Origin of the sequence: Pinirhizobacter sp. (genome assembly GCF_036499745.1) — a bacterium.
Taxonomy (GTDB): Bacteria; Pseudomonadota; Gammaproteobacteria; order Xanthomonadales; family Rhodanobacteraceae; genus Pinirhizobacter.
Genome location: NZ_DASYDG010000003.1, coordinates 1 through 13,612 on the forward strand (window position 1 = coordinate 1; position 13,612 = coordinate 13,612).

Consider the following 13,612-nt stretch of genomic DNA (forward strand, 5'->3'; position numbering starts at 1 on the left):
AAGCCCGACGAGGACTTAGCGACCAGGGTCACCCCCCGTCGCTCCCGCCCCTCACCCCCAGACGCCACGCAAAAAAAAAAGCCGCCAGCGGGCTCCTGCCCACCAACGGCTGTCCGGTATATCCAGCGCCATTGCAAACGAGTTGCTCGTTCGCGTCGGCGGCCGACTTCACCGGCGAGGCTGACATCCTGTCGCCTCATCAGATCGCCCGTCCCCACGAGCGACCTGGGCTCACTGTCTTTCGACAGTGGCTCCCCCACATCGATGGCGGCATCCTAACGACCTCTTCACTTTCCCGGTATCGGAATATTTCCTATAAGGTTTTTCCTACACGATGCTGTCTGGGGCCGGCTTCACGTTTATGCCGTCGCTGCGTAGCAAAACCTTGAAATGCAAGCCTTTAACTGAAGGCTGAATGCGGAAGCTGCCGCTGAGCGCCGTGATCCGGTCACGCATACCCTTCAGGCCACGGCCGCCGGTAAAGACCGGCTCGGGGGGTAAGCCCTGGCCATCGTCCTGGACGCTCAGGATCGCCAGGGTGCTTCCCGACCGTTGACCGATGCGCAGGCGTACCAGCAGGTTCTGGGCATGCGAATGCCTGACCACGTTGGTCGCGCTCTCCTGGACGATGCGGTAGATCGCGGTGCGTGTGTCGTCGTCGAGGGTGCGGGGGTCGCCCACCATGTCGAAGTGATAGGCCACGCCTGCGGCGGCCAGCATGTCCCGTAGAGGGCCTTCGTCCAGTGCCCGGTCGAGGCCGAATTCGTCCAGCACCGACGGGCGCAAACTATCGAGCATGCGGTGCAGGGCCCGGCGCATGAAGCCGAGGATGCCGTTGATCGACATGCTGATGTCGTCCAGGCCGGCATCACGCAAGCGCCCCTGGGCGAGCTTCAGGTGGGTCTGGATGGCGGTGAGGTTCTGGCCCAGCTCATCATGTAGTTCTCGGGCCATGTGCCGGCGCTGGGTTTCTTCCGCCTGAAGGTTGCCGCGGGCGGCGTCACGCAGTTGCCGGGCCAGCTTGTCGAGCCGGCGGTTGGCTTCTGCCAGATGGGAATTCTGCTGGGCCACGCGCTCGCTGCTGCGGCGCAGGGCGTCGGTGGCAGCGCCCAGCATCAGCGTACCGGTGCCCGCCACCGCAATGAACAAATGGGCCGCCGCCGTGGGAGCACCCATGCCGGTCATGCTCTCGGTAAGGTTCAGGCCCACGCTGATGATCAGCATCGACAGCGTGGCGCCGCGCCAGCCATGGCGGAAGGCGAAGAACAGACCCGGCGCCAGCGACAGCACGCGGGCGTATTGGGCGTGCGGGGAGTATTCGGTAAGCGTGATGAGGATCGCCAGCGCCGGCAAGAGCACCAGCAACCCGTCGATGGCAAGCGCTGCCATGGCCTGGCGGCCGGGGCGCTCGCGCACCAGCAGTACCAGTACCGGCACCACCAGCAGCACGCCCAGATAGTTGCCCAGGAGGTCGCTGCCCAGTGCGTCGGTCAGGGCCTGGAAGGCCGATGCCGGATGCAGCGCGGCAAGGATGGTGGCGTTGCCCACGGTCGCTGCCAGCGCGGTGAGCATGGCCGAAAGCAGCAGGCGGGCAACGCCGTCGGGATCGTCAAGGCTGGCATGCAGGTGGGCTCGGCGGAGCAGCCACAGGGTGAACGCTACGATCAAAGGTTCGGGCACGTCGCCGGCGACGAACCCGAGCATTCCGAAATGGCTGCCCGCGTGCCAGTCGCAGAACGCGCTGGCTGCGAGTTCCGCGCCGATGATCCATGGCCATGCGCGGTTGCGCGAAAGCAACAACACGCCGAAGCGGAAGCCGAAGGGCAGCACCCAATAGGGTTGGTGGCCGGGCCACAACGCCACCCAGGCAAGGAAGTAGACCAGGCCAAGGAAGGGGCCGGAGCTGGCCCAGGATCGATTCGCGCGCATGGTGGCGATCTTACTTGAGGATATTCGCGTCGGCAGGAGAACCTGCGTAAAGTACAGACATGTACAGCATCGTCCTGGTCGATGACCACGCCATCGTGCGCGAAGGGTTCAAGCGCCTCATCGACATGGAGGCGGACCTCGACGTCATCGCCGAGTGCCGCAACGCCGATGAAGCCGTGGAGGCGGTAGCCCTGCACCGCCCGGACCTCGTCGCGGTTGATCTTTCCCTGCCTGACGGCAGTGGCCTGCCGCTGATCGAGCACCTGCGCAGCGTGGCGCCTGACACGCGCATCGTGGTACTGAGCATGCACGATGGCGAGCCCTACGTTTCGGAGGCCCTGCGCCGTGGTGCGTCGGGCTATGTCACCAAGGGCGTGGCGCCCGAAGAACTGGTGGCGGGCATGCGCGCGGTGTTGCGTGGCGAGGAATACCTAAGCTCTGACCTGAAGGAAAAGCGCGCCGGACGGGCGCCGGAAACACTCGATCCGATCAATCGCCTGACCGCCCGCGAGCGCGAAGTATTCCTGCTGCTGGCGTCGGGCAGGGCGCCCAAGCAAGTGGCCGCGGCCCTGGGGATCGGCCAGAAAACGGTATATATCCACCGCGCCAGCGTGATGAACAAGCTCGGAGCGGGATCGGAACTTGACCTCTACCGCATGGCCAGCGAGCGCGGCCTTACCGGCTAGCCCTTGACGCTGTCGAGCATCTGCTTGGCATGGGCACGGGTCTGTTTGGTGATCTCAACGCCGCCAAGCATGCGCGAGAGTTCTTCGCGGCGGCCTGCGGTGTCCAGCGCCTCGACTTCGGTGCGCGTGGACGTTCCATCCGTGGCCTTGGACACGCGCAGGTGTGCATGGCCCTGAGCTGCCACCTGAGGCAGGTGGGTGACGCAGAGCACCTGGCAACGCTCGCCCAGCGCGCGAAGTTTCTGGCCGACCACTTCGGCCACGGCGCCGCCGATGCCGGTGTCCACTTCGTCGAAAACCATGCAGCCGATGGTGTCGTTGCCCAGGGTGGCTACCTCGATGGCAAGGCTGATGCGTGCGAGCTCGCCGCCCGAAGCCACCTTGCGCAGGGCACGGGGCGGCTGGCCGGGATTGGCACTGACGAGGAACTCGCAGCGCTCACGGCCTTGTGGATCGGGATCCGCGCCGCTTTCGTCGCTGAGGTCGATGCGCAGCACGCCACCGGCCATGCCCAGCCCGGCCATGAGCGTGGTGACTTCCTCGCCCAGCCGGGTGGCCGCGGCCCGGCGTGCCTTCGATAGAGATGCGGCAGCGGCGGTCCAGGCGGCCAGGTGCCTGTCGCGTTCGTGCCCGAGGTTTTCCAGCACCTCGCCCGCGCCTTCAAGCGCGGTGAGTTCCTCGCGCAGTTCCAGGGCCTTGGCACCGAGTTCGGCCATCGGCAGGCGGTAACGGCGGGAGAGTTCGTGCAGGCGCGAAAGCTGCTGCTCGCTTTCGGCGAAGCGCTCGGGGTCGAGTTCGACGTCCTGGGCGTAGCGTCCCAGGGCATCGACGGCTTCGCCGAGCTGGATCTGCGCGTTGTCGACCAGTTCCACCTGCGGCGCCAGGCGGGGGTCGATCTCCGCCAGGCGTTGCAATTCCAGTTGCGCGCGCAGCAGGGCGCGGCCGATCGCCAGTTCGCTCTCGCCGTCGATCAACTCGACCACGGCCGAAGCGCCTTCGGCCAGCCGCCCGGCGTTGGCCAGGCGGCGATGGCTGGCTTCGAGTTCTTCGAAGGCTGCAGGATCCAGCGCCCATCGCTCAAGCTCGGCCGTCTCGTGGCCGAGCATCTCGATGCGATGTTCGCGGTCGTCGCCACCGGAGAGCTTCCTGATGCGTGCACCGGCCTCGCGCCAGGCACCGGCAGTGGCCGTCACATCGGCCAGGAGCCCTTCGTTGCCGGCGTAGGCGTCGAGCAGGGCGAGCTGGTGGCTGCGCGAGAGCAGCGCCTGGTGCTCGTGCTGGCCGTGGATCTCCACCACCTGGGTGGCAAGTTCCGATAGTTGGGCCAGGCTTGCCGGCCGGCCGTTGATCCATGCCCGCGAACTGCCGTCGCGGATCACCCGGCGCAGCTGGCAGCTTTCGCCATCGTCGAGTTCTTCCTGGCGCAGCCAGGCGAGGGCCGCGGGCAGGGCGGCCAGGTCGAACTCGGCCGATAGCTCGGCGCGGTCGCTGCCGGCGCGGATCATGCCGCTGTCGGCACGCCCTCCGGCCAGCAACATCAGTGCATCCACCAGCAGGGACTTGCCTGCGCCCGTCTCGCCGCTGACCACGGTAAGCCCCGGCCCGAAGGCGATTTCCGCTTCCTCGACCACGGCAAACTGGCGAACGTAGAGCGATGTCAGCATGGGCGAGGGGCACGGCCGTGGGGGTTGCGCCGATTGTAGCTGCCTTCCCGTCGCACGGAATGCGACAATGCCCAGGCCTATTGCAAGTCTTTCGCTTCGGCCTTATTGATGCGCAGTCAGCTGATTCATCCCTCCGATGCCAGATAACCGCCAACGCCGTGTCCATCATCCCGCCTGAAGGTACCGAACTCGATGCGCGGGCGCGCCGGCTGCTCCGGACGCTGATCGCCCAGTATCTGGTGGATGGGGAACCGGTAGGCTCACGCACCCTTTCGCGGTCGTCGGGCCTGGAAGTGAGCCCGGCCACCATCCGCAACATCATGGCGGACCTGGAAGAAGCAGGGCTGGTGTCCTCGCCGCATACCTCCGCCGGCCGCGTTCCCACGCCGCGCGGCCTGCGCCTGTTCGTCGACAGCCTGATCGAACTGAAGCCGCTGCCACGCGAGGAGATGGTGATCCTGCAACGGCAGCTGCCGCCTCAGCAGACCACCACCCGCGATCTCCTGGGCAACGTATCGAACCTTCTATCGGCAATGACCCATTTCGCCGGCGTGGTCAGCGTGCCAAGGCAGGCCGATTTCCCGCTGCGCCACATCGATTTCGTGGCATTGCCCGACGAGCGGGTGCTGGTGATCCTGCAGTTTTCCGACAACCACGTGCAGAACCGCATTGTCCAGCTCACCCAGCCGCTCTCGCCGGGCCAGCTCGAGGAAGCCGCCCGTTACCTCAATCATCAGTTCGCCGGCTTTCGCATCGACGACATCCGCAGTTTCCTGCTGGGTGAGCTGCGCGCGGCCAGCAGTGAACTGAACCGGTTGCTTTCCAGCACCGTGGAGCTGGCGGCGGCCTCCTTCGCGCCGGAAGGGGCGGCCGATGTACTGGTGACCGGCCAGACCAACCTCATGGGGTATTCGGAACTGGCCGACATGGAGCGCCTGCGCGACCTTTTCGACGCCTTCCAGCAGAAACGCGACCTCCTGCAACTGATGGAGGTATGCGCCAAGGCGCCTGGTGTACGACTTTTCATCGGCGAAGAGTCAGGCTTTTCGGCTCTCGACGGTTGCAGCGTGGTCACCGCCTCCTACGGGGCTCAGGGCCGGGTACTGGGCGCTGTAGGCGTCATCGGCCCCACCCGTATGGCCTATGAGCGCGTCATTCCCGTGGTCCAGGCAACGGCCAGTTTGCTCTCCGATGCCTTGAATCGGGCGGCGACGGCCTCATAACCGCCGCGGGAGGCGGTTTTTTTACCGCGAATGTTCATACCCGGGTGGTATTGCCCGTGGTTTTTTACGTCGACATTTGGAGTCAGCATGCAAAACACCGACCCGCACGCGCCGAACCCGGCGCCGGAAGACAGCGCGGCCACCGGCGGCGACCAGCGCAACGCCGAGATCGAGGCGCTCACCATCCGCCTGGTCCAGGCCGAAGGCGAACTGGCGCAAATGCGCGAGATCGTCCTTCGTGAGCGGGCCGAGATCGAAAACCAGCGGCGCCGGCTGCAGCGGGACCTCGACCAGGCCCGCCGCTTCGCCAACGAGAAGATCCTGGCCGACCTGCTGCCCGTGTTCGACGGGCTGGACCGGGGCCTGGCGATCGAGACCGAAGACGCAGCAACCCTGCGCGAAGGCATGGAGCTCACCCTCAAGTCGCTGGACAAGCTCGGCCAGACCCATGGCCTGAAGGTTATCGATCCGCTCCACCAGACGTTCAACCCGGACCACCACCAGGCCATGAGCATGGTCCAGTCGCGTGAGTTCGAGCCCAATACGGTGGTGGCTGTGCTGCAGAAAGGCTTCGTGCTGAACGACCGTCTGCTGCGCCCTGCACTGGTGGCGGTGGCGAAGGACGCGGAATAGGCCGTCAGGCTAAAGCATTGAATCGAGGGGCTCGGGCCCCACTTATTTGACCTAGTCGCGGCCGCGGGGGCCGCCTTGAAATCCGGAGCAATGAAACATGGGCAAGATCATCGGTATCGACCTTGGTACGACCAACTCCTGCGTCGCCGTCATGGACGGCTCGACCGCACGGGTGATCGAGAATTCCGAAGGCGACCGCACCACGCCGTCCATCGTGGCCTTCACCAAGGACGGCGAAGTGCTGGTGGGCGCGCCGGCCAAGCGCCAGAGCGTCACCAATCCCAAGAACACCTTCTACGCGGTGAAGCGCCTGATCGGCCGCAAGTTCACCGATGCTGAAGTTCAGAAAGATCTCGACATCGTTCCCTACGGCATTGCCGCGCACGACAACGGCGACGCCTGGGTCCAGACCGGCGACGGCAAGACGATGGCGCCGCAGGAGATCTCGGCCAAAGTGCTGATGAAGATGAAGAAGACTGCCGAGGACTACCTCGGTGAGGCGGTCACGGAAGCCGTGATCACCGTACCTGCCTACTTCAACGACAGCCAGCGCCAGGCCACCAAGGACGCCGGCAAGATCGCCGGCCTCGACGTCAAGCGCATCATCAACGAGCCCACCGCGGCGGCGCTGGCCTATGGCCTGGACAAGAAGGGTGCCGATCGCAAGATCGCCGTGTACGACCTCGGCGGCGGTACGTTCGACGTGTCCATCATCGAGATCGCCGAAGTCGATGGCGAGAAGCAGTTCGAGGTGCTGGCCACCAACGGCGACACCTTCCTGGGTGGTGAAGATTTCGACAAGCGCGTCATCGACTACCTCGTCGACGAATTCAACAAGGAGCAGGGCATCGACCTGCGCAAGGATCACCTTGCCCTGCAGCGCCTGAAGGATGCCGCCGAGCGCGCGAAGATCGAGCTTTCTTCTTCGCACCAGACCGACGTGAACCTGCCGTACGTCACGGCCGATGCGTCGGGCCCGAAGCACCTGAACATCAAGCTCACCCGCGCCAAGCTCGAGGCGCTGGTCGAAGACCTCGTCAAGCGCACCATCGATCCCTGCCGCACGGCCCTGAATGACGCGGGCCTGCGCGTCTCGGACATCGACGAAGTGCTGTTGGTCGGCGGCCAGACCCGCATGCCCAAGGTGCAGGAAGCGGTCAAGGACTTCTTCGGCAAGGAACCGCGCAAGGATGTGAACGCCGATGAAGCCGTCGCCGTGGGCGCCGCCATCCAGGGTGGCGTGCTGGGCGGTACGGTGAAGGATGTCCTGCTACTGGACGTCACCCCGCTGTCGCTGGGCATCGAGACCATGGGCGGCGTGTTCACCAAGCTGATCGAGAAGAACACCACGATCCCGACCAAGGCTTCGCAGACCTTCTCCACCGCCGACGACAACCAGACAGCTGTCACCGTGCACGTGCTGCAGGGCGAGCGCGACCAGGCCCGCTTCAACAAGTCGCTGGCCAAGTTCGACCTGGCCGGCATCGATTCCGCCCCGCGTGGCCAGCCGCAGATCGACGTCACCTTCGACATCGATGCCAACGGCATCCTGCACGTGTCCGCCAAGGACAAGAAGACGGGCAAGGAACAGCGCGTGGAGATCAAGTCCGGTTCCGGCCTGTCCGACGACGAGATCAAGCGCATGGTGGAAGACGCCGAGGCCAACCGCGAGGAAGACAAGAAGTTCCAGGAACTGGTAGGCACGCGCAACAAAGCCGACCAGCTGGTGCATTCCACGCGTAGTGCGCTGAAGGAACACGGCGGCAAGATCCCGGCCGACCAGCTCGCCGGCATCGACAGCGCCGTGTCCGATCTTGAGAAAGCCAAGGAAGGTGACGACAAGAACCTGATCGAGTCGAAGATCACCGCGCTCGAGCAGGTTGCCCAGGCGCTCTACGCCGCGGCGCAGGCAGGCCCCACACCCGAGTCGGCACAGTCGGCCCCGGGTGGCGGCTCGGCCCAGCCCGACGACGTGGTCGATGCGGAATTTACCGAAGTCAAAGACGACAAGAAGTAAGCAGCCTGTCTGAGCGGACGGCGAGTGATCGCCGTCCGCTGAACCGTTATGATTCGCCGCTTTTCGCACCTTGCGGCATTTGACCGGCGCATTGGCGCATATGGATTACCGAACCAATGAGCAAGCGTGACTACTACGAAGTGCTGAGCGTCGAGCGCACGGTGACTGAAGCTGAGCTCAAGAAGGCATTTCGTCGCGTGGCCATGAAGTGCCATCCCGACCGCTGCCCGGACGATCCGCAGGCCCAGGAGAAGTTCAAGGAGGCCAAGGAGGCCTACGAAGTACTTTCCGATGCGCAGAAGCGGTCGATGTACGACCAGCATGGCCATGCGGCGTTCGAGAACGGCTTCGGCCGTGGCGGCGGCGCTGGCTTTGGCGACGTCGGTGACATCTTCGGCGATATCTTTGGCGATATTTTCGGCGGCGGGCGCCAGCGCGCGCGCCGCGGCAGCGACCTGCGCTACATGATGGACCTGGATCTTGAAGAGGCTGTCTTCGGCATCGAGAAAAAGATCCAGATCCCCACGCAGGTGAACTGCCAGCATTGCAATGGATCGGGCTCGGAAGACGGCAAGGTGAGCACCTGCAAAACCTGCGCCGGCCACGGCCGCGTGCGTATGCAGAACGGCATCTTCTCCATCCAGCAGGCCTGCCCACATTGCAGTGGCAGCGGCCAGGCGATCGAGAAGGCCTGCAAGAAGTGCCATGGCGAGGGGTTGCTGCAGGAAGAACGCACGTTAAGCGTGCGTATCCCCGCCGGTGTGGATACCGGCGACCGCATTCGCCTCACCGGCCAGGGTGAGGCAGGCCCTGCCGGATCGCCCGCCGGCGACCTCTACGTGGAAGTGCGCGTCAGGGAGCATGCGATCTTCCAGCGCGAAGGCAGCGACCTGTTCTGCGAAGTGCCGATCCGGTTCTCGCAGGCCGCCCTCGGTGCGGAACTGCAGGTGCCCACGCTCGATGGCGAGGTGCCCATCGCGGTGCCGCCGGAAACGCAGACGGGCCACCAGTTCAAGTTGCGCGGTCGTGGTGTGAAGTCCGTCCGTGGCGGACGCACGGGAGACCTCGTCTGTCGCGTGGTGGTGGAGACACCCGTACGCCTGACACGCGAACAGCGCGAGTTGTTCGAGCAACTGGAAGCCACCTTCGAAAGCGCCGAAGTAGGGCAACATACCCCGCGGTCGAGCAACTTTATCGACGGCGTGAAGCAATTCTGGTCGCGCGTCACCTCCTGACGCGGCACACTGGACGGGTGGCAAAGGCCACCCGTTTTCATTTGGCCAGGATTTACCGCGCATGACCCGACCGATCCGCATTGCCATCAACGGCGCTTCAGGGCGCATGGGCCGGGCGCTCGTGTCGCTGGTGGGCCAGGACACCCGGTTCGAACTGGCGCGTACCCTGGTGACCGCGGGCTCCGCGCACGAAGGCAAGGCGGTGCGTGAGCCCGGTGCCACCTTGCGCTACGTCAGCGGTTGGCACGACGCCACAGGCATCGATATCGTGGTGGACTTCAGCGGCCCGGCGGGGCTCGCTTCGGCATTGGATCATTGCCAGGCCCACGGTATTCCCTTGGTAACGGGCACCACCGGTATCGATGCCGGCCTGGAGGCCCGCCTGGTGCACGCGGCCGAACGCATCGCGATTCTCCGCGCGGCGAATTTCAGCCTGGGCATCGCGGTGCTCACCCGTTTGTTGAAGGAAGCTGCCGCCGCCTTGCCCGACTGGGACCTGGACATCGTCGAGGCGCATCACGGCCGCAAGGAAGATGCGCCTTCCGGTACCGCCCTGGCGCTCGGTGAAGCTGCTGCAGGCGCACGGGGTACGACCCTGGCCGATGCCGCGGTGTACGCACGCGAGGGGCGCCCAGGGGCTCGCAAGGACGGCACGATCGGCTTTGCCGTGGTCCGCGGCGGCGACATCGTGGGCGAGCACACGGCCTGGCTGATGTCTGGCGGCGAGCGCCTGGAACTGGGTCACCGGGCTACTGACCGCACGATCTTCGCCCGTGGCGCCCTGGAAGCGGCCAAGTGGCTGACCGGCCGCGCTCCGGGAGCCTGGACCATCGACCATGTCATCGGCGGCGGCTGAACCTGGGGCGTGCCTTACGGTTGCCACGGGGAATCAACCCCGCTAACCTCCCCGCCGATGTCATTGGGGAGTAGCCATCCTCTGATCCCCTGAGGAGTTCGCGTCAACACACTTGCGGCTTGCCGCATGGCGCGAACAGCAGCTGCCGGTATTCCGGCGGCCCGCCCGGCGAGACCTTTGGCCATCGACGTGTTCACCCTTGCCGGGCGAACCGCGTCGTTGTGCCATCGGTCCTTGAGCGTTCGCCCGGCGAAGTAGAACTCCATGCTGACTACCCTCGCGCTCTTCCTTGGCGCTGCCGTGGCGATCTACCTCGCCTGCGAATACTTCGTCAACGGCATCGAATGGTTCGGGCGCAAGTTGAAGCTCGGGGCCACGGCCACCGGCACCGTGCTTGCGGCCTTCGGTACCGCGTTGCCTGAAAGCGCCGTTACCTTCGTCGCCGTGGTGTTCGGGAAAACGCCCGAAGCCCGTGACATCGGCGTTGGCGCCGCGCTGGGTGGCCCGCTGGTGCTGGCCACCATCGCCTACGCCGTGGTCGGCATCTCGCTGTGGAGTTGCCGCCGCAAGCTCGCCCGTCCCGACCAGTTATTGCGGGTGAACAACCGGCGCCTGGCGCGCGACCAGTCATGGTTCCTGGCGATCTTCATCGTCAAGTGCGGCCTGGGGCTGGTGGCTTTCGCCATCAAGCCGTGGCTGGGCGTGGTGTTCCTGGCGGCCTACGCGGGATACGTGTGGCGCGAGATGCGTGACGACGACACGGCGCCGGAAGATGAGGAACTCGAACCGCTGAAATTCCGTCCGCGCGATGTCGATCCGTCCATGGCCTGGGTGGCATTCCAGGCGGTGCTCGCTCTCACCGTGATCGCCATCGCATCGCGGGTGTTCGTCGGCCAGCTCGAGGCTATCGGCGAAGCGCTGCATCTTTCGCCGCACCTGGTGGCGCTGGTCTTAAGCCCCGTGGCCACGGAGCTTCCCGAAACGGTCAATGCGGTGATCTGGGTGCGGCAGGGCAAGGAACGCCTGGCGCTTGCCAACATTTCCGGCGCGATGATGATCCAGGCGACCATCCCCAGCTCCCTTGCATTGTTTGCCACGCCATGGCTGTTCGACGTGCCGTTGATGGCGGCAGGCGTGGTGACGATGATCGCGGTGATCGCGCTGTGGGTGATGTTCCGGCGCGGCGCGGTAAACGCCCGGTGGCTGATGCCGGTGGGCTTGCTGTATGGCGTGTTTGCCGTCTTCGCCGGTTGGTATCTGTCGCACTGACGGTTGCCGGTCGGCTGTTGGACGTGCGACCGGCGCCGAAGGATCAGTCCGGGTGCGAAGCGTTGCGATCGCGTCCGGCGCCTATCTTCTTGTCCAGCGAGCCGAAGATCTTCTTGAATACCCGGCTGAATTTGCCGCGCTTGGTCTTGCGGAGTTTTTCTTCCTCGCTGGTAAGCCAGGCCACCTGGATGACGCGTCGCTCACCCTCGTAGGGCAGGTGGCCGTGGAAGGAGTTTTCAGCGCGCTTGAACACGGCGAATTCGCCGTACAGGGGTTTGAGTTCCGGCGAAACCATGCTGTCGATGTCGTCGATCCTGCCCAGGAATCGCAGGCAGCCATCGCTGGTATCGGGCCATTGCGCGTTGAGGTAGATGAGCGCGGTGGCTACCTTGCTTTTCGAATCGGTGTGGATGGTGCCGTGGCGCTTGTTCAAAAGCCGGCAAAGGGTGACCAGGGTGGGGTACTGGCCAAGGCTGTCTATTCCCAGGCGCTTGCCGATGGCATCGGCGAAGTCCCCGGAGGTCATGCGGTCGATCAGCGCATTGACCGCCGGACCGCAATCGCTGGCGTCATAGGGGAAAAACCCGGCACTGGAGTACCTGGGGAAGTCCCGGTCGAGCTCGGCGCGGGCTTCTTCAGGCAGCTGGCCATGGGCAATCATGAACGGAAACGGGTCGTGCCGCAGCGTGGTATCGGGACGATCCAGACGGGCAGGGTCGAGCAGGATGGCGTTCATCGAGGTACCGGCAGTGCGCTTCGGGCGCATTGTAACGCCAGCAGCTGGCCTGCAAGCGGCTTGAAGCGCGGTGGACAGAAATGGCCCGGGAACGTATCATTTGCACCCGCCCAAGCAACATCCTTCCCCAGGTCCTCAAGCCGCCCCAGGCAGGCTTGCGGACCTTGCTGCACCTAAAAGGCGGTCCCATGCTTACTCCCGCTCTGCTTGCCCTCGAAGATGGCAGCATTTTTCACGGCCATGCCGTCGGCGCCCACGGCGAGACGGTCGGGGAGGTGGTTTTCAATACCGCCATGACGGGCTACCAGGAGATCCTCACCGATCCCTCCTATGCCCAGCAGATCGTCACCCTGACTTACCCCCACATCGGCAACACCGGCGTGAACGAGGCCGATGCCGAATCCGATCGCGTGCATGCAGCCGGCCTGATCGTCCGCGACGTACCCCGCCTGGCCAGTAACTGGCGCAGCGAGGAAAGCCTGCCCTCGTACCTGGCACGCAACAACATCGTGGCCATCGCCGGCATCGATACCCGGCGCCTCACCCGCATCCTGCGCGAGAAGGGCGCCCTGGCCGGCGCCATCGTAGCCGGTGATGCCATCGACGCCGATGCCGCGCTTGCGAAGGCGCGCGCCTTCCCGGGCCTGAACGGCCTGGACCTGGCCAAGGTGGTCAGCACGACGAAAACCTTTGTCTGGACCGACGGCCATTACGACCTGGACACGACCGCCTTCCACAGCGTGCCCTCGCGTTTGAAGGTCGTTGCCTGGGACTACGGCACCAAGCGCCAGATCCTGCGCCTGCTCGCTGCGCGCGGCTGCGAGGTCACCGTGGTGCCAGCCCAGACACCGGCTTCCGACGTGCTGGCCATGCAGCCTGACGGCGTGTTCCTGTCCAACGGCCCCGGTGATCCGGCCGCCTGCGATTACGCGATCGAGGCCACGCGCCAGGTGCTGGAAGCCCGCGTGCCCACCTTCGGCATCTGCCTGGGCCATCAGGTGATGGGCCTGGCGATCGGCGCGAAGACGATGAAAATGAAGTTCGGCCACCACGGCGCCAACCATCCGGTGAAAGACCATGACGATGGCCGCGTGCTGATCACCTCGCAAAACCATGGCTTCTCGGTGGACGCCTCGACCTTGCCTTCGCATGCCAAGGTCACCCACACCTCGCTGTTCGACGGATCGCTGCAGGGCTTCGCGCTCACCGATCGCCCTGCCTTCTGTTTCCAGGGCCACCCGGAAGCGGCTCCCGGCCCGCACGACCTGGGTTACCTCTTCGACCGCTTCATAGACCTGATGGACAAGGCCGCGCGCGACAAGGCCGGGTAAGACGCAAATGCGCGCCGCCTCGCAAAACCACCG

At 65.1% G+C, this 13,612-nt stretch carries 11 protein-coding genes and 1 riboswitch; of the genes, 8 read left to right on the top strand and 3 right to left on the bottom strand.

Annotated elements, in window-relative coordinates; translation table 11 throughout:
* Nucleotides 1-327: 327 nt before the first annotated feature.
* Nucleotides 328-1,929 carry an MASE1 domain-containing sensor histidine kinase gene (locus VGM61_RS00675; protein ID WP_331520770.1) on the bottom strand — a complete coding sequence of 534 codons (1,602 nt, stop codon included), beginning with the start codon at nucleotides 1,927-1,929 and terminating at the stop codon, nucleotides 328-330.
* A gap of 59 nt (nucleotides 1,930-1,988) precedes the next feature.
* On the opposite strand from VGM61_RS00675, the gene VGM61_RS00680 reads away from it, so the two are divergent.
* Nucleotides 1,989-2,615 (top strand): response regulator transcription factor, encoded by a 627-nt coding sequence (locus VGM61_RS00680; RefSeq protein WP_331520771.1) that lies wholly within the window; start codon nucleotides 1,989-1,991, stop codon nucleotides 2,613-2,615.
* On the opposite strand, the gene recN is transcribed toward VGM61_RS00680, so the two are convergent.
* A complete protein-coding gene (recN, locus tag VGM61_RS00685) occupies nucleotides 2,612-4,279 on the bottom strand; it encodes a DNA repair protein RecN (protein WP_331520772.1) in 1,668 nt (555 codons plus the stop codon). The genes VGM61_RS00680 and recN overlap by 4 nt on opposite strands.
* A 164-nt stretch (nucleotides 4,280-4,443) precedes the next feature.
* Here recN and hrcA point away from each other — a divergent pair, with 164 nt between their 5' ends.
* The 6 genes from hrcA (at nucleotide 4,444) to VGM61_RS00715 (ending at nucleotide 11,512) form a co-directional block, all read left to right on the top strand.
* Nucleotides 4,444-5,502 carry a heat-inducible transcriptional repressor HrcA gene (gene hrcA / locus VGM61_RS00690; protein ID WP_331520848.1) on the top strand — a complete coding sequence of 353 codons (1,059 nt, stop codon included), beginning with the start codon at nucleotides 4,444-4,446 and terminating at the stop codon, nucleotides 5,500-5,502.
* A gap of 87 nt (nucleotides 5,503-5,589) precedes the next feature.
* Nucleotides 5,590-6,135, top strand: coding sequence for a nucleotide exchange factor GrpE (gene grpE, locus VGM61_RS00695; protein WP_331520773.1), 546 nt, complete (start codon nucleotides 5,590-5,592; stop codon nucleotides 6,133-6,135).
* Between the two features lie 97 nt (nucleotides 6,136-6,232).
* Entirely contained in the window at nucleotides 6,233-8,152 is a 1,920-nt protein-coding gene (gene dnaK, locus VGM61_RS00700) for a molecular chaperone DnaK (protein WP_331520774.1), read from the top strand.
* 116 nt (nucleotides 8,153-8,268) lie between these two features.
* Nucleotides 8,269-9,387, top strand: a complete 1,119-nt coding sequence (gene dnaJ / locus VGM61_RS00705; RefSeq protein WP_331520775.1) for a molecular chaperone DnaJ — start codon at nucleotides 8,269-8,271, stop codon at nucleotides 9,385-9,387.
* Nucleotides 9,388-9,448: 61 nt separating this feature from the next.
* Complete coding sequence (dapB, locus tag VGM61_RS00710) at nucleotides 9,449-10,243, top strand: 4-hydroxy-tetrahydrodipicolinate reductase (protein ID WP_331520776.1); 795 nt, start codon at nucleotides 9,449-9,451, stop codon at nucleotides 10,241-10,243.
* Nucleotides 10,244-10,293: 50 nt separating this feature from the next.
* A riboswitch (yybP-ykoY riboswitch) is annotated at nucleotides 10,294-10,406 on the top strand.
* A gap of 101 nt (nucleotides 10,407-10,507) precedes the next feature.
* Entirely contained in the window at nucleotides 10,508-11,512 is a 1,005-nt protein-coding gene (locus tag VGM61_RS00715) for a sodium:calcium antiporter (protein ID WP_331520777.1), read from the top strand.
* A gap of 43 nt (nucleotides 11,513-11,555) precedes the next feature.
* Here the strand turns inward: VGM61_RS00715 and VGM61_RS00720 are convergent, their stop codons facing one another.
* Nucleotides 11,556-12,278, bottom strand: a complete 723-nt coding sequence (locus tag VGM61_RS00720) for a 2OG-Fe(II) oxygenase (protein WP_414694769.1) — start codon at nucleotides 12,276-12,278, stop codon at nucleotides 11,556-11,558.
* Nucleotides 12,279-12,436: 158 nt separating this feature from the next.
* On the opposite strand from VGM61_RS00720, the gene carA reads away from it, so the two are divergent.
* A complete protein-coding gene (gene carA / locus VGM61_RS00725) occupies nucleotides 12,437-13,579 on the top strand; it encodes a glutamine-hydrolyzing carbamoyl-phosphate synthase small subunit (protein WP_331520778.1) in 1,143 nt (380 codons plus the stop codon).
* The last annotated feature ends 33 nt before the right edge of the window (nucleotides 13,580-13,612 follow it).

What these genes read in the sequence shown, in the direction of transcription:
- VGM61_RS00675 (WP_331520770.1), bottom strand. Translation starts at nt 1,929, where the DNA reads ATGCGCGCGAATCGATCCTGGGCCAGCTCCGGCCCCTTCCTTGGCCTG.
- VGM61_RS00715 (WP_331520777.1), top strand. Translation starts at nt 10,508, where the DNA reads ATGCTGACTACCCTCGCGCTCTTCCTTGGCGCTGCCGTGGCGATCTAC.
- grpE (WP_331520773.1), top strand. Translation starts at nt 5,590, where the DNA reads ATGCAAAACACCGACCCGCACGCGCCGAACCCGGCGCCGGAAGACAGC.
- dnaK (WP_331520774.1), top strand. Translation starts at nt 6,233, where the DNA reads ATGGGCAAGATCATCGGTATCGACCTTGGTACGACCAACTCCTGCGTC.
- recN (WP_331520772.1), bottom strand. Translation starts at nt 4,279, where the DNA reads ATGCTGACATCGCTCTACGTTCGCCAGTTTGCCGTGGTCGAGGAAGCG.
- dnaJ (WP_331520775.1), top strand. Translation starts at nt 8,269, where the DNA reads ATGAGCAAGCGTGACTACTACGAAGTGCTGAGCGTCGAGCGCACGGTG.
- carA (WP_331520778.1), top strand. Translation starts at nt 12,437, where the DNA reads ATGCTTACTCCCGCTCTGCTTGCCCTCGAAGATGGCAGCATTTTTCAC.
- dapB (WP_331520776.1), top strand. Translation starts at nt 9,449, where the DNA reads ATGACCCGACCGATCCGCATTGCCATCAACGGCGCTTCAGGGCGCATG.
- VGM61_RS00680 (WP_331520771.1), top strand. Translation starts at nt 1,989, where the DNA reads ATGTACAGCATCGTCCTGGTCGATGACCACGCCATCGTGCGCGAAGGG.
- VGM61_RS00720 (WP_414694769.1), bottom strand. Translation starts at nt 12,278, where the DNA reads ATGCGCCCGAAGCGCACTGCCGGTACCTCGATGAACGCCATCCTGCTC.